This window comes from Pseudomonas sp. S2_B10 (assembly GCF_054668425.1).
This window is the reverse complement of record NZ_CP162768.1, coordinates 2,800,806-2,822,898: the sequence shown is the minus strand read 5'-3', so window position 1 is coordinate 2,822,898 and position 22,093 is coordinate 2,800,806. Positions and strand designations below refer to the sequence as shown.

At 59.2% G+C, this 22,093-nt stretch carries 22 protein-coding genes; 13 read left to right on the top strand and 9 right to left on the bottom strand.

Features of this window, described 5'->3' with window-relative positions; translation table 11 throughout:
* Positions 1 to 14: 14 nt before the first annotated feature.
* Complete coding sequence (gene phoR / locus AB4O45_RS12745) at positions 15 to 1,301, bottom strand: phosphate regulon sensor histidine kinase PhoR (RefSeq protein WP_221264854.1); 1,287 nt, start codon at positions 1,299 to 1,301, stop codon at positions 15 to 17.
* Between the two features lie 137 nt (positions 1,302 to 1,438).
* Positions 1,439 to 2,128 carry a phosphate regulon transcriptional regulator PhoB gene (gene phoB / locus AB4O45_RS12740; RefSeq protein ID WP_007896474.1) on the bottom strand — a complete coding sequence of 230 codons (690 nt, stop codon included), beginning with the start codon at positions 2,126 to 2,128 and terminating at the stop codon, positions 1,439 to 1,441.
* A gap of 151 nt (positions 2,129 to 2,279) precedes the next feature.
* Here phoB and AB4O45_RS12735 point away from each other — a divergent pair, with 151 nt between their 5' ends.
* A complete protein-coding gene (locus AB4O45_RS12735; RefSeq protein WP_056790922.1) occupies positions 2,280 to 2,663 on the top strand; it encodes a COG4315 family predicted lipoprotein in 384 nt (127 codons plus the stop codon).
* A gap of 111 nt (positions 2,664 to 2,774) precedes the next feature.
* Here the strand turns inward: AB4O45_RS12735 and ubiA are convergent, their stop codons facing one another.
* A complete protein-coding gene (gene ubiA, locus AB4O45_RS12730) occupies positions 2,775 to 3,665 on the bottom strand; it encodes a 4-hydroxybenzoate octaprenyltransferase (protein WP_041476601.1) in 891 nt (296 codons plus the stop codon).
* The gene (locus AB4O45_RS12725) at positions 3,665 to 4,225 is read right to left on the bottom strand and encodes a chorismate--pyruvate lyase family protein (RefSeq protein ID WP_056790917.1); all 561 of its coding nucleotides are present in this window, start codon (positions 4,223 to 4,225) and stop codon (positions 3,665 to 3,667) included. Before AB4O45_RS12725 ends, ubiA begins: the two co-directional genes overlap by 1 nt.
* Before the next feature lie 201 nt (positions 4,226 to 4,426).
* Here AB4O45_RS12725 and AB4O45_RS12720 point away from each other — a divergent pair, with 201 nt between their 5' ends.
* The 3 genes from AB4O45_RS12720 (at position 4,427) to AB4O45_RS12710 (ending at position 6,228) form a co-directional block, all read left to right on the top strand.
* Positions 4,427 to 4,594 (top strand): rubredoxin, encoded by a 168-nt coding sequence (locus AB4O45_RS12720; RefSeq protein ID WP_305381791.1) that lies wholly within the window; start codon positions 4,427 to 4,429, stop codon positions 4,592 to 4,594.
* A 19-nt stretch (positions 4,595 to 4,613) separates the two neighbouring features.
* Positions 4,614 to 5,762: an NAD(P)/FAD-dependent oxidoreductase gene (locus tag AB4O45_RS12715; protein WP_460161456.1), complete on the top strand. Its 1,149-nt coding sequence runs from the start codon at positions 4,614 to 4,616 to the stop codon at positions 5,760 to 5,762.
* Between the two features lie 190 nt (positions 5,763 to 5,952).
* Complete coding sequence (locus AB4O45_RS12710; protein ID WP_003213368.1) at positions 5,953 to 6,228, top strand: HU family DNA-binding protein; 276 nt, start codon at positions 5,953 to 5,955, stop codon at positions 6,226 to 6,228.
* A gap of 97 nt (positions 6,229 to 6,325) precedes the next feature.
* Here AB4O45_RS12710 and AB4O45_RS12705 read toward each other — a convergent pair whose 3' ends face one another.
* The 5 genes from AB4O45_RS12705 to tssI all read right to left on the bottom strand — a co-directional run bounded on the left by AB4O45_RS12705 (position 6,326) and on the right by tssI (position 12,761).
* Positions 6,326 to 6,682 (bottom strand): hypothetical protein, encoded by a 357-nt coding sequence (locus tag AB4O45_RS12705; RefSeq protein WP_150637178.1) that lies wholly within the window; start codon positions 6,680 to 6,682, stop codon positions 6,326 to 6,328.
* A 94-nt stretch (positions 6,683 to 6,776) separates the two neighbouring features.
* Positions 6,777 to 9,107, bottom strand: a complete 2,331-nt coding sequence (locus tag AB4O45_RS12700) for a lipase family protein (protein ID WP_460161455.1) — start codon at positions 9,105 to 9,107, stop codon at positions 6,777 to 6,779.
* Positions 9,104 to 9,895: a hypothetical protein gene (locus tag AB4O45_RS12695; protein WP_095181219.1), complete on the bottom strand. Its 792-nt coding sequence runs from the start codon at positions 9,893 to 9,895 to the stop codon at positions 9,104 to 9,106. Before AB4O45_RS12695 ends, AB4O45_RS12700 begins: the two co-directional genes overlap by 4 nt.
* Positions 9,892 to 10,740: a DUF4123 domain-containing protein gene (locus AB4O45_RS12690; RefSeq protein WP_460161454.1), complete on the bottom strand. Its 849-nt coding sequence runs from the start codon at positions 10,738 to 10,740 to the stop codon at positions 9,892 to 9,894. The genes AB4O45_RS12695 and AB4O45_RS12690 overlap by 4 nt, the downstream gene beginning before the upstream one ends.
* A complete protein-coding gene (gene tssI / locus AB4O45_RS12685; protein ID WP_460161453.1) occupies positions 10,737 to 12,761 on the bottom strand; it encodes a type VI secretion system tip protein TssI/VgrG in 2,025 nt (674 codons plus the stop codon). Before tssI ends, AB4O45_RS12690 begins: the two co-directional genes overlap by 4 nt.
* A 699-nt stretch (positions 12,762 to 13,460) precedes the next feature.
* On the opposite strand from tssI, the gene tssA reads away from it, so the two are divergent.
* The 9 genes from tssA to tssG all read left to right on the top strand — a co-directional run bounded on the left by tssA (position 13,461) and on the right by tssG (position 22,092).
* Complete coding sequence (tssA, locus tag AB4O45_RS12680) at positions 13,461 to 15,023, top strand: type VI secretion system protein TssA (RefSeq protein WP_252877123.1); 1,563 nt, start codon at positions 13,461 to 13,463, stop codon at positions 15,021 to 15,023.
* Positions 15,024 to 15,055: 32 nt separating this feature from the next.
* Positions 15,056 to 15,559, top strand: coding sequence for a type VI secretion system contractile sheath small subunit (gene tssB / locus AB4O45_RS12675; protein WP_016772498.1), 504 nt, complete (start codon positions 15,056 to 15,058; stop codon positions 15,557 to 15,559).
* Positions 15,560 to 15,587: 28 nt separating this feature from the next.
* Positions 15,588 to 17,063: a type VI secretion system contractile sheath large subunit gene (tssC, locus tag AB4O45_RS12670; RefSeq protein ID WP_016772499.1), complete on the top strand. Its 1,476-nt coding sequence runs from the start codon at positions 15,588 to 15,590 to the stop codon at positions 17,061 to 17,063.
* A 9-nt stretch (positions 17,064 to 17,072) separates the two neighbouring features.
* A complete protein-coding gene (gene tssE, locus AB4O45_RS12665; RefSeq protein ID WP_007920274.1) occupies positions 17,073 to 17,480 on the top strand; it encodes a type VI secretion system baseplate subunit TssE in 408 nt (135 codons plus the stop codon).
* Between the two features lie 11 nt (positions 17,481 to 17,491).
* The gene (locus AB4O45_RS12660) at positions 17,492 to 17,995 is read left to right on the top strand and encodes a PAAR domain-containing protein (RefSeq protein ID WP_076564582.1); all 504 of its coding nucleotides are present in this window, start codon (positions 17,492 to 17,494) and stop codon (positions 17,993 to 17,995) included.
* Positions 17,996 to 18,000: 5 nt separating this feature from the next.
* The gene (locus AB4O45_RS12655) at positions 18,001 to 18,852 is read left to right on the top strand and encodes a hypothetical protein (RefSeq protein ID WP_016772501.1); all 852 of its coding nucleotides are present in this window, start codon (positions 18,001 to 18,003) and stop codon (positions 18,850 to 18,852) included.
* Positions 18,849 to 19,232, top strand: coding sequence for a hypothetical protein (locus AB4O45_RS12650; protein WP_236167786.1), 384 nt, complete (start codon positions 18,849 to 18,851; stop codon positions 19,230 to 19,232). The genes AB4O45_RS12655 and AB4O45_RS12650 overlap by 4 nt, the downstream gene beginning before the upstream one ends.
* Before the next feature lie 101 nt (positions 19,233 to 19,333).
* The gene (tssF, locus tag AB4O45_RS12645) at positions 19,334 to 21,121 is read left to right on the top strand and encodes a type VI secretion system baseplate subunit TssF (RefSeq protein ID WP_056790882.1); all 1,788 of its coding nucleotides are present in this window, start codon (positions 19,334 to 19,336) and stop codon (positions 21,119 to 21,121) included.
* Complete coding sequence (gene tssG / locus AB4O45_RS12640; protein ID WP_056790879.1) at positions 21,085 to 22,092, top strand: type VI secretion system baseplate subunit TssG; 1,008 nt, start codon at positions 21,085 to 21,087, stop codon at positions 22,090 to 22,092. The genes tssF and tssG overlap by 37 nt, the downstream gene beginning before the upstream one ends.
* Position 22,093 lies beyond the last annotated feature (1 nt).

Here is a 22,093-nt window from a genome sequence, read left to right as displayed (position 1 = left end):
TGTGCCGGGCGGCGTCACTCGGTGGCGCTGATCGCCCGTGCGCTGGCCACCTGGGCCGGGGCGAAATGGCAGGTGAACGTGCTGCCGTGGCCGGGCACGCTGCTGATCTCCATGCGCGCGCGGTGGCGCAGCAGCACGTGCTTGACGATGGCCAGGCCGAGGCCGGTGCCGCCCGTGTTGGAGTTGCGGCTGGAATCGACGCGGTAGAAACGCTCGGTCAGGCGCGGCAGGTGTTTGCTGTCGATACCGATGCCGGAATCCTGCACGCTCAGGTGCGCGCCCTGATCGTCGCCCCACCAGCGAATGCGGATGTTGCCCTCGGCGGGGGTGTACTTGACCGCGTTGAACACCAGATTGGAGAACGCGCTGCGCAACTCCGCTTCGCTGCCCTTGAGCAGCACTCCGGCATTGGCCTCGAGGCTGATGCGCTGGTTCTTCGCCCCGGACAACTGCTGCGCATCGCTGGTGATCGATTGCAGCAAGGTGTCGATCTGCACTGGCTGGTTGTCCGACGGATAGTCGGTGGCTTCCAGCTTGGCCAGCAGCAACAGATCGTTGAGCAGCGTCTGCATGCGCCCGCCCTGTTGCTGCATCTGTTGCAGAGCTCGACTCCAGCGCGGGTTCACTTCTTCGACATTGTCCAGCAGGGTTTCCAGATAGCCGCAGATCACCGTGAGCGGTGTGCGCAGCTCGTGGGAGACGTTGGCGATGAAGTCCTTGCGCATCTGTTCCAGCTGATGAATGCGCGTCACGTCGCGGACCAGCATCAGGTGTTCATTGTTGCCGTAGCGGGTCAGGTACAGCTGAATGCGCACGCGATCGTTGGTCGGCGAAGGGATTTCCAATGGCTCGGCAAAGCTGTCCTGCTCGAAGTATTCCTTGAAGCGCGGATGGCGCACCAGGTTGGTCACCGGTTGGCCGCTGTCCTGCGGAGTCTTCAGGCCGAGCAGGGTTTCAGCGGCGCGGTTCCACCATTCGAGATTGCCGTCGCTGTCGAGCATGATGACTGCATCTTTCAGCGCGGCGGTGGATTCCTGCACCCGGTCGATCACCGCTTGCAGACGCCCGCGCACCCGTTGGTCGCGGCGTTGCAGGTGATAGATGCTGTCGAACACCTCGCCCCACAGACCATAGCCATCGGGCGGCGCTTCGTCGGGTTGGTGCTGGCGCAGCCATTCGTGCAGACGCAGCAATTGCTTGAGCGTCCAGGCCAGATAAAGCCCCAGACCCGCCGCGAGGCTCCAGCCGTAATAGCCGGTGATCAGGCCGATCACCAGGCAGGCGGTGACCAGCAACAGCATGTGGCGAATCAGGGTGCCATGCCAGTTTTGATTCACAGGGGCGTCCTTAGCCGCAGCTTCAAGTTTCAAGCTACAAGCTGCAAGTCAGAGCGGCTCGCTGTTTCTTGCCGCTTGTAGCTGAAAGCTTGCAGCTGCTTTCATGCTTTTGTGGAGAACCGGTAGCCGGTGCCGCGCACGGTTTGTACCAGATTTTCGTAAGCGTCGCCGAGGGCCTTGCGCAGGCGCCGGATGTGCACGTCGACGGTGCGCTCTTCGACGTAGACGTTGCCGCCCCAGACCTGATCCAGCAACTGGCCACGGGTGTAGGCGCGTTCCTGATGGGTCATGAAAAATTGCAGCAGGCGGTATTCGGTCGGGCCCATCTCGGCGGGTTTGCCGTCGATGGTCACGCGGTGGCTGATCGGGTCGAGCAGCAGGCCACCCACTTCGATCGGCGCTTCGCCATCGGTCGGTCCGGCGCGGCGCAGCACAGCCTTGAGGCGGGCGACCAGTTCACGCGGAGAAAAAGGTTTGGTGATGTAATCGTCGGCGCCGACTTCCAGGCCCTGGATCTTGTTGTCCTCTTCGCCCTTGGCGGTGAGCATGATGATCGGGATGTCCCCGGTCAGCTCGTCACGCTTGAGGCGCCGGGCCAGTTCGATGCCCGAGGTGCCGGGCAGCATCCAGTCGAGCAGGATCAGGTCCGGTTTGCGGTCGACGATGATGGCGTGAGCCTGCTGCGAGTTCTCTGCCTCGAGGCAGTCATAGCCGGCCATTTCCAACGCCACGGCGATCATTTCGCGAATGGGCGCTTCGTCGTCGACGATCAGAATGCTCCTGCCAACCATGCCTTAATCCTCTTGTCATTTAACTGTCTTGCGCCGCATTAGATAACGGAATTATTGCAGTCGTGTGACAGTATTTCAGGCCCGCAACATTTGCACCCATCCTCGACTAAGCTCTAAGTCCGAATCCTGACAACCACAAAAGAAGGTTTCCATGACTCAGATGACTGCTTCTTTCAAAGCCCTGCTGATGGCCGCCGCCCTGACAATACCGGGGCTGGCCATGGCGGCCGATCCGGCGATGGAGAAGGACGGCATGTACACCGACCACAAGGGCATGACCCTGTACACCTTCGCCAAGGACTCCGCTGGCAAGTCCGCGTGCAACGACAAGTGCGCGGCAAACTGGCCGCCGTTGATGGCGCAGGCGGGTGACAAATCCATGGGCGACTGGACGGTGATCAAGCGTGACGACGGCACGATGCAATGGGCCTACCAGGGCATGCCGTTGTACACCTTCGTGATGGACAAGAAGGCCGGCGACATGACCGGCGACGGCAAAATGGACGGCGCGTGGAAAGTCGCCAAGGCCAAATAGATGCAACCCAGACGCTGTGGGAGCGAGCCTGCTCGCGAAAAGTGTCAGTTATCGCAGAGGTGACTGACATGACGCCTTCGCGAGCAGGCTCGCTCCCACAGGTGTCATGCATTAGCGCAGTGCGTAATCCAGCACGATCCCGACAAATATCGCCAACCCTGCCCAGTGGTTGTGCAAAAAGGCCTGGAAGCAGCGCATGCGGTCCTTGCTGCGTGTGTACCAGAACTCCCACGCATAACATCCCGCAGCTACCAGCAAGCCGAGGTGGAACCAGATCCCCAGCTCGAACTTCGACCCGGCCAGAATCAGGCAGCCCAATGACAGCGCCTGCAAGCTGAGGATGATCACCCGATCCGCCTCGCCAAACAGAATCGCCGTGGATTTCACGCCGATCTTCAGGTCGTCATCACGATCGGTCATCGCGTAATAAGTGTCGTAGCCCACCGTCCACAGCAGGTTGGCAATCCACAGCAGCCACGCCGCCGCTGGCAACTCGCCGGTCTCGGCGGTAAAGGCCATCGGCATGCCCCAGGAGAACGCCGCGCCCAGCACCACTTGCGGGTAGTAGGTGTAGCGCTTCATGAACGGATAAGTGAACGCCAGCGCCAGACCGCCGAGCGACAGCCAGATCGTCGGCGCATTGGTGCACAGCACCAGCAGAAAACTGATCCCCATCAGCACGGCAAAGAACACCAGCGCTTCCTTCGAGCTGATCCGGCCAGCGGCGAGCGGCCGTTGCGCGGTGCGTTTGACATGGCCGTCAACCTTGCGATCGGCCCAGTCGTTGATCACGCAGCCGCCGGCACGGGTCAGCACCACGCCGAGGACGAAGATGACGATGTTGGCCAGCGACGGCGAACCCTTGCCGGCAATCCACAACGCCCACAGCGTCGGCCACAGCAGCAGGTAAATGCCGATCGGCTTGTCCATGCGCGTCAACTGAACGAAATCCCAGGCGCGCGGGTTCAGACGGTTGAGGGACTTGAGCAGGCTCTGATACATCAGCAGTTCTCCGGATGGGCGCGGGCGGCGTCCCACAGGCTCGGCAGGAAGATTTCCGCGACCAGCACGCTCAGCGTGCCACGGTCGAAACGCGAACGCCGGCCCCACAGTTCAGGGGCTTGCACCGCTGGCGGCAACCATTGTTCAGGGTAGTGGCAGACTTCAATGGCGCGGCGTTGAAATGCGCGATCGCAAAACAGCAATTCGCCCAGCGAGCGGCTGCCCAGTTCATCCATGTGTAAACCATCACCTTGCAGGGCGGCGCGCGAGGCGACGCTGCGGGCAAACACCCAGGCTTCGCCATGACCACGCAAATACACCTCACGCACCCAGCCTTCGCTGCCCTCGGCCAGATCCAGTGCCGCGCATTCATCAGCGCGCAGGGTGTCCCAGCCTTCGAACAACGGCGACACGCTGAAGCCATCCTCGGACAAACGGGTCAAACGGCGGGTCAGCGAACCTTCGTCGAACAACCAGTCCAGGGTCAACGGATCGGGGCGGGGCGTCAGGCGGTCTTGGGTCAGCCAGAGCGGGGCGGGGCAGGCATTTGAATGTTGCACAATGAGTCATTATTGGCCGCAAATGAGGCGGCGAGCTTACCATGGCAGGCGACAGGATTGAGCGGCGCCGGCCGCCGTTGCGCCGAACAGGCTTGCATCTGCGCGGCACCCTCAGTACAAAACGCCCTGAGCAGGATGGCAGCGCAACACCCATCGACCGTCCGCGCCGGCACTACGCCTGAACCCTGAGGAAGTACCTGAATGAAGAAGTGGCAATGTATCGTCTGTGGCCTGATCTATAACGAAGCCGAGGGTTGGCCGGATGACGACATCGCGCCGGGCACCCGCTGGGAAGACGTACCGGCAGACTGGCTGTGTCCCGACTGCGGCGTCGGCAAAATGGACTTCGAAATGATTGAAATCAACTAAGCAAATAGAGGAGTAAGGCATGAGCGCACCAGTCGTCATCATCGGCACCGGGCTTGCGGGCTACAACCTGGCCCGCGAGTTTCGCAAGCTCGACAGCGAAACCCCGCTGCTGCTGATCACCGCCGATGACGGCCGCTCTTACTCCAAGCCGATGCTCTCCACCGGCTTCGGCAAGAACAAGGACGCCGACGGCCTGAGCATGGCCGAACCCGGCGCCATGGCCGAGCAGTTGAAGGCCGAAGTGCGCACCCACACGCGCATCAGCGGCATCGACGCCGGCCACAAACGCTTGTGGATCGGTGAAGAAGCCGTGCCTTATCGTGATCTGATCCTGGCCTGGGGCGCGGAAACCGTGCGCGTGCCGATCGAAGGCGACGGCGCGGAACTGGTATTTCCGATCAACGATCTGGAAGACTACGCGCGCTTTCGTGCCGCAGCCGCGGGCAAGCGTCGGGTGTTGTTGCTCGGCGCCGGGCTGATCGGCTGTGAATTTGCCAATGACCTGATTCTCGGCGGCTACGAAGTGCAACTGGTCGCGCCGTGCGAACAAGTCATGCCAATGCTTTTGCATCCTGCCGCTGCGGCGGCCGTGCAGGCCGGGCTGGAAAGTATCGGGGCGAAGTTTCACCTCGGCCCGGTGCTGACCCGCCTGGAGAAAGTCGCCGATGGCCTGGAAGCGCACCTGTCCGACGGTCAGATCATCCCGTGCGATGTGGTGGTCTCGGCGATCGGTCTGCGCCCGCGCATCGATCTGGCAGCGGCTGCCGGCGTGCAGGTCAATCGCGGCGTGATGGTCGATCGTTACCTGAAGACCTCTCACGCCAACATCTACGCCTTGGGCGACTGCGCCGAAGTCGACGGGCTCAATCTGCTCTACGTGATGCCACTGATGAGCTGCGCGCGCGCGTTGGCGCAAACCCTCGCCGGAAACCCGACCGCAGTCAGCTACGGGCCGATGCCGATCACCGTGAAAACCCCGGTGTGCCCGCTGGTGGTTTCGCCGCCGCCACGGGGCAGCGAAGGCGTTTGGAGCGTCGAAGGGCAGGGCGCCGACATCAAAGCGCTGTGCCACAGTGCCGACGGTCAGTTACTCGGATACGCCCTGACCGGCGGGGCAGTCATGGAAAAACTGGCCCTGAACAAACAGCTGCCGCCGCTGCTGGCGTAAATGCCGGTCGTTCTGTCGCAAACACCGCTCTTTTGCCCCGACAAAGGTCTTGGGGAGACTGGCGCCGCCGTTGGCGGCGTGCCATTCTCACTCCCGTCTGCCGCAGAGTAGAGCCTGCGGCGCCTTGGGCGCTGTTCCAACGAGAACAGCACGGACATAACAACAAAAAACCGTCAAAGGGGCTTCACTAATGCGTAAACCAGAACTCGCCGCTGCAATCGCCGAAAAGGCAGACCTGACCAAAGAACAGGCCAATCGCGTCCTCAACGCCGTCCTCGAAGAAATCACCGGCGCCCTGCACCGCAAGGACAGCGTGACGCTGGTCGGCTTCGGCACCTTCCTGCAACGCCACCGCGGCGCCCGCACCGGCAAAAACCCGCAGACCGGCGAACCGGTCAAGATCAAGGCCAGCAACACCGTGGCGTTCAAGCCAGGCAAATCGTTGAAAGACAGCGTCAATCCTTGATGGCGGCGTGCTCCCCTGAATGACGGGGAGAACCGCAAATGAAAAATGGGCACACCGATTGCGGTCGGGTGCCCATTTTTTGTGGCTGTCTGTTGGCTTACTGGCGTCGGAAGCAGGCCTTGCCGTTGCCGAAATCCACGGCCAGGCAGTTTGGCTCGATCGCCAGTTGCAGGTCCTGGAACAGTCCGCCCAGATCGCTGTTGGAGGCAGGCTTGGTTTTGCTTTCCAGCAGTACTGTCTGGTTCTCGACTTTCCAGGTGCCTTTGGCAAAGCCATCGGCGCTGCCATACGCCACACCGGCATCAAAGGTGCCGTCGTTTCGCAACAGCAACTCGGCGCCCATTTCCATTGCGCCGGTCAGGTAGTAATGGCCTTCCAGCTGTGGGGTGTCCGCTGACGCTTGGGAGGCGGGCAGCCACATCAGTGCGGCGAAAAACAGTGGTTTCAGTTCCATGAAATGAAGCTCCTTGGCAGTTGTAGTAGAGGGAGCGCATTTTCGAGCGTTGGATTCTGGCACAGCCATGTTTTGCCCGCCCGTTGTTCAGGCGCTACACAATCGAATCAATATCCAGCTGAAACGGCGCGCCAACTGCATGTCCACCGGTCATCGCGGCGATAGCGGCATCGTGGTCTTCAGCGGCTGGCGGGATCATCGCCAGTTGCTCCTGAACCAGGTTTTCAGGATGGGCGTTCCAGCGCAGCAGACCTTCCTCGACCCATTCGGGCTGGTCGGCATAGCTGCCGTAAACGTCGACCTCGGTGACCCGTTGACTGCGCAGCGCTGTCAGGCGGGCCATGGTCATGCTGATCTTGTCTATTTCCTGATTGAGCATCAGCGTCTTGTGCGCGCGCTCCTGCTCTCGCACGTAAGAACGGTGGTTGTTTTGCAGATCGCGCTTAACGGCCCGCAGCTGTTGCTGAATATTCTCCAGGGCGCTGCTGATCCATTCGTATTCGCGATTGGTCACCAGCGAACGCTTGAGCTGCAGTGCTTCCTGCCAACGGCGCAAGCTGGCCCAGCAGCCGGGGATGTAGCTGCCGACCATTGAGTGGTGACCCCGGTCGAACAACTGCCGCAGAAACGATCCGCGTTCGGGCAAGCCGTTGGTAGCGCGCAGGGCCTTGGCGCAGCCGTGATCGACGATCGTGCTGCAACCCGGCTCCCAGAGAAGGGAGGATCGGTGGTCCTTGTCGAACTCAACGGGCATGAAATGGCGCAAAGCACCGTGATGCCCATAGTCGTCGCCAAAGAAATTGATGATTCCCCAGATCAGCAGGCCGAGGCCGGCGACCGGGTTGAAGCCCAGCACCACGGCGTTGGTTGCGTACATCGGCCCAGGCTTGGCAAAGGTGTTCATCCAGGTCGCCGGCACGCTCGGTACCGGATCGTTCTGATTGACGATGCGGTGATGCACCAGCGATCTGGCGCTTTCGATGAAGGTGGTGTCGCCGGCGCGGGGGGCGCCGTAGGTGTAGAGCACGATTTGCGGGGAGAACTCCAGGTTGCGTCTCAGCATCTCGGACAGGATCAGTGCAACTGCACCGCCCAGACTGTGACCCGTGATCAGCAGCTTTTGCCCGCTGTAGAATTTTTCCAGATAAGTCACGATAAATGGATAAGCCGCCAAAGCGCCACCGTAGAAACCGCGGTGCACTTTGCCTTCGCCTTCGGCAAAGGGAACCTGATAGGCATCGCCGTCACGCCGGCCGTCGGGCCAGATCTCACTGGTACCGCGTACGCTGATCAGGATCAGTTCGTCGTGGTGGCAGATGAAAGCCTGAGTGTCCGTGCTTTCGACCTGTTTGCGATCATCGAAAAAATGCAGTCTGGCGGGGTGTTCTTGTTGATTCCCTAACGCGGGGTCATTCACTTCGGGGTAAAGATTCGGGTCAAACGGCACCACTTCCAGGCGTTTCGAATACGGCACGTCTTCATACAGTGGATAGTATTTCTGCGATTGTGAGTCATCGACCTTCCACAACTCATCGAACTGCGGCAGCGCGTGGCCGAACCAGTTGCCGCTGCTGGGCTGTAGCGGAAAGCTTACCGTGTCGGTCTGCACCGGTTGAGTGTTGGGTTCCTGTCCGAAATCGGTGTAGCTCAGCGTCGCCATCACCGACAGCTGATAAAGGTTGAGCGCGCAGAACGCGTCGCCTGTCGACAGCATTGGCCGTAGCGCTCTCATCGGCCGTACTTCCAGCACATGGTGTTTGTTCGGCAGCAGTGCGACGCCCTTGGGCGGCGGCGGGGAAAACCCCAACTCGACGGTGGCCATCTCCGCCGCACTCAAGATGGTGTGCAGTCCGCCATCCGCAGAAGTTTTATCGACGACCGTGAAGTCTCTGGACTTCGCAGCGGGGCGCATGAGCTTGTGCGCCGCCCTCTTCGGAGCGTCGCGACGAGCAGCCAGCGGCGGCAAGTGGGCGATGTGTTTTACCAGTTCACTGACTTCGACCTGGCAGTACGCATCGGTTTCGGACAGGTCCTTGGCGGGGTTGGCCTGGGTGCGAGTGCCTGTTTTGTGGAAGAAGCGGGTTTTTTCGGCGCGGACTTGGAGTTCGGTGATGGGGAGAGGGTAGTGCGGTCGTTCCTTCAGTCGCGCATATACTTCCTCTTTACCCTGATAAAACTGACTGAGCTTCAGGGTTACGGGACCGCAGTAATGATCAAGAACTTTTCCGGAGCCCGAGGAATCCAGTTTGCCGGTATAAACAATATCTTCGTAATCGACGGCTTCGTAGGTCAAACCGGCGTAGGGTTTGCCATCACCGAACTCGTCCACCAATTGAAAACTTGTGGCTTGTCCGCGTCTTGGGCAGGCGTGGATGTTGCCTTGCATAAAGGCCGCAATGCCGGAATCTGTCGGCTCAATGCTCATGGGGTCTGATCCTTGTTTTCAGTGCAATCGGGGTAAATAGTGCAGATGCGCTCGTCTACCATCCTGAATGTGCTGAAGTCTTTGTAATTGCCGAAACAGAACGCATCCTGATCCTCAAAGGCTTTCCCCATGCAGCGCTTCCATCCGCCGGGCACTTTTACCCACGTGTCACCAAAAGCGGGCTTTTCCCGCTCAGATAATTGGATTTTCAGAGTCACCGTTTTTCCAGAAAGCTGAGTCAGCGTGTACGCCGTGAAAGGACGGCTCCGCCCGACATTGCCCTGTGCATCCATTTTTTTGCAGGTCAGCAGTTTGATCAGATAACGCTTCGGGCCCACCGTGCGAAAAGACCACATGCACTCACCAAAGAACTCAGCTGTCTCGTCATCTCTGAAACTACCCATCTGTCGTTCCAGCAACTCCGGACGTACAGCAATCGAGGCGTAGTCATAGCTGAAGTTGCTTCGCCCTGAACCATAAATACCGATGACCTTGATCTCGATGTAATTCAGCGCCAGCGGACATTCGCTTACGGTTCTGTACAGCGGGATCTCGGAAGTCCCTTGGTACTTCATATTGGTTTTGTTGTATCCCAGCTGAGTGTTTCTCCCGCCAGGCACGGTGCATGTTTGGCCCTTGGCCGGAACATAGGTGGCCGTCAGGTCGTACTTGAATCCAGGTGGAAAATCCGGAACAAACATAAAGGTGTTCGGGGTCTTCACCGTCGTACAACCCACCAGCAATCCCAGGCAACCACTCAGCAGCAACCCTCGTTTCAAGTTCCTCATCGACCTACTTCTCCCTGCCAATACAACGCTTCCTGATATACCCGCTCAAAATGCATCGCCGGATCTTCGCCGGGTTTGGGCAGCCATGATTTGCCTGGCCGATATCCCGGTAACTGCAAACTGCGGGTCAGCAAGAAATGCACTTGCTCCGGTTGTTGCCAGCCCCACAAGTGCGTCAGTTGAATCAGGCCCCACAGCCACTCATCGACGTCGAGCTGTTCGGCCAGCGTGGCCATGGCTTCGGTGTGTTCGCCGACCAGGTAACGGCGGGTGTTGTCGAACAGCACGTTGGCGTAGATCAGTTCCGGGGTCGGCGTGTGCAGCCACGGCGGATCCATCGGCAGCGGGTGGTGGCCGGGGTCCGGGTTGTCGATGGCGTTCCATCGTTCTGCGTGCCAATAGCAAACGCTGTTGAATGGCCCGAGAAACGCCGCGCGGTGCTCGGGTTGCAGGTGCGCCAGCGCACGGCCCAGAACCCGGTTGTCATGCACGCGGTACACCGCCTGATTCGGGCGTTCGCCGGTTATCAGGCGCTCGCGCCAATGCGCCGCCAGCAGATCAAGTTCGACGTGACGGGCACTGGCCAGCCAGCCCCAATTGCGCTCGGGCGTGGCGAGCAAGGTCTGGAGGGCGGGATGCTGCGCCGTATCTATCTGCAACAGCAGCGGGCCGGTCGGCACCAGCGACTCGGCCGGCGTGCCGCTGTAGAGCGGACGAAACCGCTCGGTGCCGAGGTCGCGGGTCAACGCAGCGTGCTCTGCCCTTTGGCCGTCGGTGTCGAGCATCAGATACAGTCCGCAGCCGGCGCGGGACTGAGCGTGCAACCATTGTTCGACCGGGCTCATGCGACTTCTCCCAGCTCGCACAGACCCGCCGCGCAGGCTTCGCACAGCGGGCAAAAATCCGCTGCCTGCTGGCGGGCGCTGTTGACGATCGACAGCGGTGTGGCGCTGCTCGGAAGAACCAGGCCAGCCTCTGCCTGTAGCGGTTGTAGCGGTGCGAGCCCCGGCAGTGGCGCGCCGCCCTGAACGATGGGCACGCTGCTGAAAATCCCGCCGGCATTGATCACGATGTGATGTCCGCCCGCTGACAGCGTCAGGCTCATGCCGGCATCGATCACCACGTTGCTTGCCGTGACATGCGCCTGCTGGCCGGCCTGGATCACCAGAGCGCCCAGGGTCTGGCTGCTGGTGCCGCTGACCTGCAACAAGTCATCGGCGTTGATCACGGTGCTGCGCAGCCCTTGATGAGTGCGCGAATCCCTGCCCTCGATGAGACTGGTGCTGTCATTGCCGACATGCTCATAGCGGTCGCGAGTGATCAGGCTGCGGCTGTCGTTGAGGATCAGTTGCTCGAGGTCGCGCTGCGCGCGCAGGCAGATTTTCTCCTGCCCGGCGCGATCCTCGATCGACAGTTCGTTGTAGCCGCCATTGCGCGGTGAGCTCTGGCTGCGTAATACCGTGCGGGTTTTACTCGCCGGCAAGGGATGAGCGACGGCATTGACCTTGTTGGCGACGCAGCCGGTAATCAGCGGTTGGTCCGGGTCGCCTTCCTGGAAGGTCACGACCACTTCCATGTCGACCCGGGGAATGGTCACCGCACCGAATCCGTCACCTGCCCAACTGGAAGCTACGCGTAACCAGCAGCTGCTTTTTTCGCTGTTGCGTTCAGCGCGATCCCAGGGAAACTCGACACGAACCCTGCCGTACTCATCGCAGAAGATCTCTTCTCCGGGAGGCCCGGTAACGCGCGCGGTCTGGCAGACCAGCAAGGGTCTTGGCGCGGGCAAAGGCGGGCGGAAAACCACTTCTGCGGGAATGGCCCTGAAGGTATTGCGGTAGCCCTGGGAAAAACCATCGGCAGGTTTCGCCTCGCTGCTGAAAGCCTCTTCGAGCACTGCCGGTTGCTTGCCTTCGTGACTGAGACTGACCAGCGACCACAACTCGTTGCAGTCGGCCCTGGGATGTTCGCTCAGCTCGAACAGGTGACCGCTGCGCAAAATCGGCTGATTGCTTTTGCCTTCAATCCATTGATAGTCGCTGCGATGGCGCTCCAATGCCTGACGCGCCAGCTGTTTGCCGTGCTTCTCGGACTTGATCAGCAGTGGATAGCGATAGTCCTCCAGAGCCGGCGTGAACTCGGCGGTGAAGCGGCTTTCCAGCAGCAGGCTTGGGCGCTTGAGGTCATAGTCGCGGCGGGTGACCGTGCTGGTACGTGTGTTGAAGCCCATGCTCAGGTGGTTGACCACCGGGTGTTCGGCGACCATGCCGCTATCGACCCTGAAGGGTGTGGTGCCCAATTTGCGCGCGAACACCGGGCTGTCGCTGAACACCAGCAAGTGCCTGTCGAGCGAATGCTGGTGGTGCCAGGCAATACCCTCTTCGGCGCACAGGCGCTGGATGAACAGGAAGTCGCTTTCGCCGTATTGCGTGCAGTACTCACGAGGCTCACCGGCGGCGACATTGAACGTGAAGTCATCGGCCTGGATGCCATGCCCTTTGAGCACTTGCGCGATGATCTGCGGCACTGTCAGCTGCTGGAAAATCCGCTGGTCGTGGCTCATTTGCAGATAATGCAGCGCCGGTACCACTGACAGCTCATAGCGGGTCAGGCGCTTTCCCGATTCGCCGAGCATGACATTTTCGATCCGCCCGTGAATGCCTTCGCCCGCTAACCCGAATTGCAGAAAAGCAGGCTGGCTGAGCAGGCTTTCCAGATCGAAATCCGCGTACTCGCTCACCAGCTCGATGCGAAATGCGTACAGCTGACTGATCGCTTCGGTGCCAGTGAACGCGAGCACCTTGAAGTCGTGACGAATGGCCGGGATATGCAGTGAGAATGGCGCGCAGTGGCCTTTGCCGAACATGGGCTTGTCCTTAAGCAAAGTGAGTCAAAGCGCGATACCGTCCTCCCTGATCGCCGCGCATGAAAAGTTGCCAGGGCAAGCTAGCGGCGCGGCAAACTAATTGATGTAAGAAGTATCCCTGACATTTGTCAGAGTATTCCGGGTGTGGAAGTCTTGGCCGGGATGGGAGAAGTGTCTGTAGGACGCGGCTCGGATAACTATCGAAGTGCCAGTATTTGCCGGGGGAGTAAAGTTTCAGAATAATGAAATGCCATCATTATAGTGGCACTTTTTGCATTGATCGTTGTCGCTGCAAACTTCTCGATGGAACCCGGTCATTTTAGGAAGTGTCCTACTTCTATTTTTTTTTGAATTTGGCATGCTGCACGCCGCTCGAGGGTGCGGGCGTCAGGTAAACTCGCCCGGCTGCGGCCGAGGCTCTGGGACAATGGTTTGGCGGGAGCCGGGAAAATGCGCTGATTTATAAACGGCATCAGGGAAACCCCTGCGATATATAGGGCGATCTCCTACAGACCGCAATGAACAGTTCGTCTTGTTGTTTAATCAGATGCTTGCTAGTGGCCATCATAGTGATTACGATGCGCCCACTTGAAAGAGCACATCTCAATTGGATGAGTCGCTGAACTGCTCTTCGATACTGTCCCGCGTTGCTGAAACTCCATTCGCGCGCATGACTGTAATCCTTAATAAAGGCCATGGATGTCCTACTCAAGCAAACTTTCCGCCCATTACCTCGAACTCGCAAAAGTCTCTGTTTCCAAAGAGAATTTCGCGGGCGAAGACGTTCGTTTTTCGAGCGAATTCGAGGCGCTGGAAAGTGAGCTGGCCAAGGCTTCGTCGATGCACGAAAGCGGGCAGATCGACTGGCTGAAAATCCGCGAAAACAGCGAAAATCTGCTGCGTACCCAATCCAAGGATCTGCGTGTCGGCGCCTGGCTGACGTGGTCGCTGTACCAGCGCGAATCCTTTCCCGGGCTGCTTGCCGGCCTCGGTCTGCTGCACCATCTGTCGGAAAACAACTGGGCCGACGTCCACCCGCTCAAACCCCGCACCCGTGCCGCCGCGATCGGCTGGCTGGTGCCGCGTCTCGAGCAGGTCATCACCGAAAACATTGCGATCAAAGAGCAGTTGCCGATGTTCCGGCAGCTCTCCGAGCACCTGGCCGGCCTTGAGGCCGCGTGCACTGAACATCTGGGCGATGACGCGCCGCTGTTATTGCCGATCTCCCGCCGCCTGAAAACCATGATCCAGCGTGCCGCCGACAACCAGCCGGCACCCGGTGTGGTGGGTGCGGCGGTGGCGCAGGTCAAGCAGGCCGCGACCCAGCTGCTCACTCCTGGCGCACCGATCGACAACGAGCGGGATGCGCACAAAGCCCTGCGCGCCCAGCAGGACAGCGCCCGGCCGTTGTGTGCCTGGTGGCTCAAGCAGAAGGCTACCGATCTGCGTGCCCTGCGCCTCAATCGCACGCTGTTGTGGATGACCATCGACGCAGTGCCCGAGCGCAACGCCGAGCAGATCACCGTGCTGCGCGGTCTGCCGCTGGAAAAGCTCAAGCTCTATCAGGACCGTTTCGATCAGGGCAAATACGCCGATCTGCTGGTGGAACTGGAGGCGAGCCTGGCGAAGGCGCCGTTCTGGTTCGATGGCCAGAGGATGGTCTGGGAATGTCTCCAGAACCTTAACGCCGAGCTGGCCATGCGCGAAGTGGAAATCCACTTCGCGCTTTTGATTCAGCGCCTGCCGGGCATCATCGAGTTGCGCTTCCATGACGGCGCGCCGTTTGCCGATCCGTCCACCCGCGCGTGGATCGCCGCCAACGTCATGCCGCATCTGCAAAGCGCCAGCGCGCCGCGCAAGGTCGAAAGCGAGAACGTTGAAACCCAGCCGGCCTGGGAAAAAGCCCTCGAGGAAGTCCAGCCGATTCTGCGCAAGGAAGGTTTGAAGCCGGCCGTGCAGATTCTCAAGCAGGGTCTGCAATCGGCCCACGGTGGCCGCGAACGCTTCTTCTGGCAGTTCAGCCTCGCGCGGCTGTGTTTCCTGGCCAAGAAATACGAACTGGCCAAGAACCAGCTCGAAACCCTCGATCAGACATTACAGGACTCAGGCCTGCACGCCTGGGAGCCCGATCTTGCATTGCAAGTGCTGCACCTGCTGCACAGTTGCTGCGAGTTGTTGCCGCAGAACCACGCCGTACGTGAAAGCAAGGAAGAGATTTATCGCAGGCTGTGCCACCTCGACCTCGAAGTGGTACTCGAATAGGCCCCAGGGCCACAACCGCAAGGAGAAAAGCCATGGCCAAAGAAGGCTCGGTAGCCCCCAAGGAACGCATCAACGTCACCTTCAAACCCGCCACCGGCGGAGCTCAGGAAGAGATTGAACTGCCGCTGAAGCTGCTGGCAATCGGTGACTACACCCACCGCAAGGACGATCGCAAAATCGAAGATCGCAAGCCGATCAGCATCGACAAGATGACCTTCGACGAAGTGTTGGCCAAGCAAGAGCTGGGTCTGACGCTGAGCGTGCCGAACCGTCTGCAGGAAGATGGCGAGGCTGAAGAGCTGGCCGTGCAATTGCGCGTCAATTCGATGAAGGACTTCAACCCGGCCAGCCTGGTCGAGCAAGTGCCTGAGCTGAAAAAACTGATGGAACTGCGCGATGCGCTGGTGGCCCTCAAAGGCCCGCTGGGTAACGCACCTGCGTTCCGTAAAGCGATCGAAGGCGTGCTCGCCGACGACGAATCCCGCGGTCGCGTACTCGGTGAGCTGGGCCTGAACGCCGCAGCCCCGGACGCCTGAGACTCCAGTAGCCAAGGAAGCCAACACAATGAGCACTAGCGCAGCACAAGAGAAGAGCGCCGCCAGCGGCGAATACAGCATTCTCGACAGCATCATCGCCGAAACCCGTCTGACTCCGGACGACGAAGCCTACGACATCGCCAAGCGTGGCGTGTCGGCGTTCATCGAAGAGCTGCTCAAGCCGCAGAACAACGGTGAGCCGGTCAAGAAAGCCATGGTTGACCGCATGATCGCCGAGATCGATGCCAAGCTCAGCCGTCAGATGGACGAGATCCTGCACCACCCGGATTTCCAGGCGCTGGAATCGTCGTGGCGTGGTCTGCAGTTGCTGGTCGACCGCACCAACTTCCGCGAAAACATCAAGATCGAAATCCTCAACGTCTCCAAAGAAGACCTGCTGGACGATTTCGAAGATTCGCCGGAAGTCATGCAGTCGGGCCTGTACAAGCACATCTACACCGCTGAATACGGCCAGTTCGGTGGTCAGCCGGTGGGCGCGATCATTGCCAACTACTACATGTCGCCAAGCTCGCCAGACGTCAAGCTGATGCAGTACGTGGCCAGCGTTTCGTGCATGTCCCACGCGCCGTTCATCGCTGCTGCCGGCCCGAAATTCTTCGGTCTGGAAAGCTTCACCGGCCTGCCGGATCTGAAAGATCTGAAAGACCACTTCGAAGGCCCGCAATTCGCCAAATGGCAGAGCTTCCGTACCTCGGAAGACTCGCGCTACGTTGGCCTGACCGTGCCGCGTTTCCTGCTGCGTAACCCGTACGATCCGGAAGAAAACCCGGTCAAGTCGTTCGTGTACAAGGAAACCGTTGCCAACAGCCACGAGCACTACCTGTGGGGCAACACCGCTTACGCGTTCGGCACCAAGCTGACCGACAGCTTCGCCAAATTCCGCTGGTGCCCGAACATCATCGGCCCGCAGAGCGGTGGCGCGGTTGAAGACCTGCCGTTGCACCACTTCGAAAGCATGGGCGAAATCGAAACCAAGATCCCTACTGAAGTTCTGGTTTCCGACCGTCGTGAATACGAACTGGCCGAGGAAGGCTTCATCTCCCTGACCATGCGCAAAGGCTCCGACAACGCGGCGTTCTTCTCCGCAAGCTCAGTGCAGAAGCCGAAGTTCTTCGGCATCAGCGCAGAAGGCAAGGCGGCAGAGCTGAACTACAAGCTCGGCACCCAACTGCCGTACATGATGATCGTCAACCGTCTGGCTCACTACTTGAAAGTGCTGCAGCGCGAGCAACTCGGTTCGTGGAAAGAGCGTACCGACCTCGAGCTGGAACTGAACAAGTGGATCCGTCAGTACGTGGCCGACCAGGAAAACCCGAGCGCCGAAGTCCGTGGCCGTCGTCCGCTGCGTGCTGCGCAAGTGATCGTCAGCGACGTTGAAGGCGAGCCGGGCTGGTATCGCGTGAGCTTGAACGTGCGTCCGCACTTCAAGTACATGGGTGCCGATTTCACCCTGTCGCTGGTTGGCAAGCTGGACAAAGAGTAAGAGCGACTCATGGACGGATACGGCAGCCTGTTCGAACGCCTCAACGGCGACGCACAACTACGCAAGGGCAACAGCCTTGAGGCTTGTGCCATGGCGTCAGTGGCTGCCCATCTGGCCAAAATGCTCAGCACCCGGGCCGGCAGCGTGCAAACGCTGGCCGACTACGGGTTGCCCGATCTCAATGACATGCGCCTGAGCCTGCACGACTCCCTGAGTCAGGCCCGCCTGGCTATCGAAAACTTCATCGAAGCCTACGAGCCACGCCTGAGCAATGTGCGTGTCATTTCCCTGCCGCGTGACCACGATCAACTTCGCCTGGCCTTCAGTATCGAAGGCCTGCTGGAAGTCGAGGGTTTCAAGCGTCAGGTCAGTTTCTCCGCGCGCCTGGATGGCAGCGGTCAAGTCAAGGTCACCTAAGGAGATCCCCGATGTCTGGCAAACCCGCAGCACGCGTATCCGACCCCACCGCTTGCCCGCTCCCCGGCCACGGCACCAACCCGATCGCCGCCGGTTCCGGCGACGTGTTCTTCGACGGCCTCGCGGCCGCCCGCCAAGGCGATGTCTCGGCGTGTGGTGGTGCGATGGTCGGCGATCTTGCGACAACCGTGTTGATCAACGGCAAACCGGCTGCGACCGTAGGTTCGGTTGGATCTCACGGCAATAAGGTCACGGCCGGATCCGGGACGGTGATTATTGGCAATTCGCATACGCCGGCGCCGTTTGTGCCGCCGGAGCCGGTCATCATTCCTGGAATATTCAATCGTGTCTTTGAATTCAAAACCGCAGATGGAAGAACGGTTGAAAATTTAAACTACATCATGCGCTCTGATAGCGGGATTGAGAAAACAGGCTCAACGTCAACAGGCATGTCAGGTGGTTTTTCAACTGGAAAGACGGCAGAGCCTGTAACTATATATATTTCGGCGGACTAGTAGGTATGGAGACCGTAATCAACATCGATGGTGTCGCTTACACGTTTGTGACTCAGGACGAGGTGACTACACTTAAAGTTCTTACCGAAACAACTGAGAGCAAGGATACAAAGCCTAAGAAAGTTGACCTTCCGTTGGCCTGGATTATTACGCGAAAAAGTGGTGTGCCGCTCTTCGCCTTGAAACCGGGTAAGGATGACTCTCCATTCAGAATTATCACTGCGGAGAAACTATACGCAGAAAAGGGTCAGTGGTTCGAACCGTTGGCCAGATATTATAGAGAGCTTGTCTGGATCAACCCGGAAACAACGCAGGCCGGATCAGAATCGCATGCGGCTTATAAACATGTTACTTGGCAGGAGCTGATCGACTTCGCAATCGTCGACCGGTTTTCATTCACTTTTCACTCTGGAATGCCGGGTGACTGGAAATTCCGTGCCGTGGGCGGTGCTGAGTTCTTGATGGTGTTCATGGAGGATAAACCGTATTGGACTGATGGCATTGGCCAGGTGCCGTTTGCGGTTAACACCTATAGAAAATATCTGCGAGAAACAAAGCAGGTAGAACTCGCAATAAAGCTGGCTGGTGAAACGGGTGTGACCTGGGGCGACGGCAAAGCCTATACCGGAGCAGAGCGAGGACCGAAAGACGTTTACGATAACTTCATCATATTGCGAGGGATATTGTGGGCAAAAGAAAACTGCAAGTTGGTTGTGAAAAAAGACACGGTATACGATAAAGGTATCCCGCACACAATTGAACTTACTGACGCACCTTATGTGCCTGTATCGAATGCGAAGTTAATAAATCCAATTTCGCAAGGCGATATGGATCAGTACGGGGCATGGAATAAATGAAAGCTCGTCGCTTAGTTGCCTGTATTCCACACCTGATAGTATGTGCCCTGTATATTCCTTTGCATAACTACGGTGTCGACGTATATATCGATATGTATGGCGGGTTGACATCGAGAGGTATCGGCATCGGTATGACGCCGGATCTAATGGTTCAGTATTTTGTGGTGATGAACGCTATAGCGTTTTTTGTCCCCAAGCTGAAATTAAAGGTCCTGTCTGTCTCATTAATGCTGGGAATTATTTTGTACTATTTTTTGCCTCACTACCCCGTCCGTGCGATGGCTTACACCTCGATGGGTGGTGTCCTGACTTTTGCGGCGATATTTGCTGGCCAATTAATTGATCGCGTTTTTTTTTCAAATCGAGAAGTTAAAGCATGACTGTTGGGCGTTATGGCCGACATTGCCCGCGGGGAGTTTCTTACCCGCATGAACTGTTCTGCTGTTTTTTTAAATGAGTTCCACTACCAGGCAGGTACCCCGTGTCCTTTAACCACTACTACCAAAGCGAACTCACCGCACTGCGCCAGCTCGGTCGCCGTTTCGCCGAGCGTAGTCCGGCGCTGGCGCCGTATCTGGGGCAGGCCGGGCGGGATCCGGATGTAGAGCGGTTGCTCGAAGGCTTTGCATTCCTCACCGGGCGCCTGCGCCAGAAGCTCGATGACGAACTGCCGGAGCTCAGCCATTCGCTGATGCAGTTGCTGTGGCCGAACTACATGCGCCCGCTGCCGGCGTTCAGCATTTTGCAGTTTGATCCGCTCAAGCGTTCCGGCCCGGCGCTGCTGGTTGAGCGCGATACGCCGATCGAGAGCAAGCCGATAGAAGACGTGCGCTGCCGCTTCCGCACCTGCTATCCGACCGAAGTCTTGCCGCTGGATCTTGCCGCGCTGAATTACTCGGTGAAGGGCGACGGTTCGCTGCTCAGCCTGCGTCTGGAAATGAGCGCCGACGGCCACCTCGGCGAACTGGAACTGAGCAAGCTGCGCCTGCACTTTGCCGGTGAGCGTTACATCAGCCAGATGCTGTATCTGAGCCTGCTGCGCAACCTCGAAGGCATCGAGCTGATCCCGCTCGACGCCGCCGGCAAGCCGATTGATGGCGTCAGCGGCAAACCGATGGCGTTCAAGATTCCCGGTGATCGGGTCAAACCAGTGGGCTTTGCCGAAGAAGAAGCGTTGATTCCGTATCCGCTGAACACCTTCCGTGGCTATCGCTACCTGCAGGAATATTTCGCCTTCCAGGACAAGTTCCTGTTCGTCGACGTCAACGGTCTGGACATTCTCAAGGCGCTGCCGGAAGACACGCTCAAGCAGATGCGTGGTCTCGAACTGCGCTTCGACATCCGCAAGAGCGGCATCATGCGCATGCGTCCGACCCTCGATAACGTGAAGCTGTTCTGCACGCCGATCGTCAATCTGTTCGAGCACGACGCGCTGCCGATCCGTCTCGATGGCAAGCAGGACGAGTACCTGTTGCTGCCGGCGGAATACGACCTGGAAAACTGCGGTGTGTTCTCGGTGGAAACCGTCACTGGCTGGAAGCCCGGCGGTCTCGGTTATCAGGAATACGTGCCGTTCGAGTCCTTCGAGCACGACCCGAGTTTCGACGTGCCCAACAGCCGTCCGCATTACAGCATTCGCCAGCGTTCGTCCTTATTGCATGACGGCCTCGACACTTACCTGAGCTTCGGCATCCGCCACACCGAAGCCCACGAAACCCTGTCGATCGAGCTGATGTGCACCAACCAGAACCTGCCGAAAAAGCTCAAGCTCGGCGACATCTGCATGGCCAGCGAGCAGACCCCGGAATTCCTCAGTTTCCGCAACATCACCCCGGCCACTCCGAGTTTCGCGCCGCCGCTGAACCGTGACTTCCTGTGGAAGCTGATCAGCAACATGTCGCTTAACTATCTGTCGCTGGCGGACGTCAATGCGTTGAAGGTGATTCTGGAAACCTACGACCTGCCTCGCTACTACGACCAGCACGCGGAAAAGGTCAGCAAGCGCCTGCTCGGCGGCCTCAAGCACATCAAGCATCACCACGTCGACCGCCTGCATCGCGGTCTGCCGGTGCGCGGTTTGCGCACCGAACTGACCATCGACCCGGAAGGCTATATCGGCGAAGGCGACCTGTTCGTCTTCGCTTCGGTTCTCAACGAGTTTTTCGCGCTTTACGCCAGTCTCAATTCATTCCATGAACTGCGGGTAAAAAGCACACAGGGAGAGGTGTACCAATGGACACCACGTATGGGCCTGCAGCCCCTGCTTTAAGCGGGCTGACCAAGGTAATACGCGAGTACTCGCTGTTTCAGGCCGTGCTGCTGGTGATCGACCGGCTGCGCGAGGCACACCCGCATCTGAGCGAAGACGATCTGTACGACCAGGTCGAGTTCCAGGCCAACCCGAGCCTGGGCTTTCCGCGCAGCGACGTCGATCGCGTCGAGTTTTTCGAAGAGCACGGCAAGATGCGCGCGCGCATGCGCTTCAACCTGATCGGCCTGGTCGGCTCCGGTTCGCCGCTGCCAGCGTTCTATGGCGAACAAGCCCTGGGCGACAGCGAGGACGGCAACCCGACGCGCAATTTCCTCGACCTGTTCCACCATCGCCTGCAACGACTGATGCTGCCGATCTGGCGCAAGTACCGCTACCGCGCGAGCTTCCAGAGCGGCGCGATCGACCCGTTCTCGGCGCAACTCTTTGCGCTGATCGGCCTGGGCGGCGACGAGATCCGCAAGGCCAAGGAACTCAACTGGAAACGCCTGCTGCCGTACCTCGGTTTGCTCAGCTTGCGGGCGCACTCGGCGGCGTTGATCGAAGCCGTGCTGCGTTACTACTTCAAGCACGAAGACCTGGTCATCGAGCAGTGCATCGAGCGCCGCGTGGAAATTCTCGACGAGCAACGCAATCGTTTGGGCCGCGCCAACAGCGTACTCGGCGAAGACCTGGTGCTGGGCGAGCACGTGCGCGACCGCAGCGGCAAATTCCGCATCCACATCACCGAACTCGACTGGCAGCGATTCCATGAATTCCTGCCGATCGGTTTCGGCTACCAGCCGCTCTGCGCGCTGGTGCGGTTCACCTTGCGTGACCCGCTCGATTACGACATCCGCCTGGTCCTGCGCCAGGAAGAAATCCGCGAACTGCGCATCGGTGAGCAGAACGCCTGTCGCCTCGGTTGGACCAGTTGGCTGGGCCGCGAGAAAGCGGACGGCGTGGTGACCCTGGGCAGCAAAATTCATTAAG

Coding starts and splice junctions, on each gene's coding strand:
- phoR (WP_221264854.1), bottom strand. CDS start 1,301: ATGCTGTTGCTGGTCACCGCCTGCCTGGTGATCGGCCTGATCACCGGC.
- phoB (WP_007896474.1), bottom strand. CDS start 2,128: ATGGTTGGCAGGAGCATTCTGATCGTCGACGACGAAGCGCCCATTCGC.
- AB4O45_RS12735 (WP_056790922.1), top strand. CDS start 2,280: ATGACTCAGATGACTGCTTCTTTCAAAGCCCTGCTGATGGCCGCCGCC.
- ubiA (WP_041476601.1), bottom strand. CDS start 3,665: ATGTATCAGAGCCTGCTCAAGTCCCTCAACCGTCTGAACCCGCGCGCC.
- AB4O45_RS12720 (WP_305381791.1), top strand. CDS start 4,427: ATGAAGAAGTGGCAATGTATCGTCTGTGGCCTGATCTATAACGAAGCC.
- AB4O45_RS12715 (WP_460161456.1), top strand. CDS start 4,614: ATGAGCGCACCAGTCGTCATCATCGGCACCGGGCTTGCGGGCTACAAC.
- AB4O45_RS12710 (WP_003213368.1), top strand. CDS start 5,953: ATGCGTAAACCAGAACTCGCCGCTGCAATCGCCGAAAAGGCAGACCTG.
- AB4O45_RS12705 (WP_150637178.1), bottom strand. CDS start 6,682: ATGGAACTGAAACCACTGTTTTTCGCCGCACTGATGTGGCTGCCCGCC.
- AB4O45_RS12700 (WP_460161455.1), bottom strand. CDS start 9,107: ATGAGCATTGAGCCGACAGATTCCGGCATTGCGGCCTTTATGCAAGGC.
- AB4O45_RS12695 (WP_095181219.1), bottom strand. CDS start 9,895: ATGAGGAACTTGAAACGAGGGTTGCTGCTGAGTGGTTGCCTGGGATTG.
- AB4O45_RS12690 (WP_460161454.1), bottom strand. CDS start 10,740: ATGAGCCCGGTCGAACAATGGTTGCACGCTCAGTCCCGCGCCGGCTGC.
- tssI (WP_460161453.1), bottom strand. CDS start 12,761: ATGTTCGGCAAAGGCCACTGCGCGCCATTCTCACTGCATATCCCGGCC.
- tssA (WP_252877123.1), top strand. CDS start 13,461: ATGTCCTACTCAAGCAAACTTTCCGCCCATTACCTCGAACTCGCAAAA.
- tssB (WP_016772498.1), top strand. CDS start 15,056: ATGGCCAAAGAAGGCTCGGTAGCCCCCAAGGAACGCATCAACGTCACC.
- tssC (WP_016772499.1), top strand. CDS start 15,588: ATGAGCACTAGCGCAGCACAAGAGAAGAGCGCCGCCAGCGGCGAATAC.
- tssE (WP_007920274.1), top strand. CDS start 17,073: ATGGACGGATACGGCAGCCTGTTCGAACGCCTCAACGGCGACGCACAA.
- AB4O45_RS12660 (WP_076564582.1), top strand. CDS start 17,492: ATGTCTGGCAAACCCGCAGCACGCGTATCCGACCCCACCGCTTGCCCG.
- AB4O45_RS12655 (WP_016772501.1), top strand. CDS start 18,001: ATGGAGACCGTAATCAACATCGATGGTGTCGCTTACACGTTTGTGACT.
- AB4O45_RS12650 (WP_236167786.1), top strand. CDS start 18,849: ATGAAAGCTCGTCGCTTAGTTGCCTGTATTCCACACCTGATAGTATGT.
- tssG (WP_056790879.1), top strand. CDS start 21,085: ATGGACACCACGTATGGGCCTGCAGCCCCTGCTTTAAGCGGGCTGACC.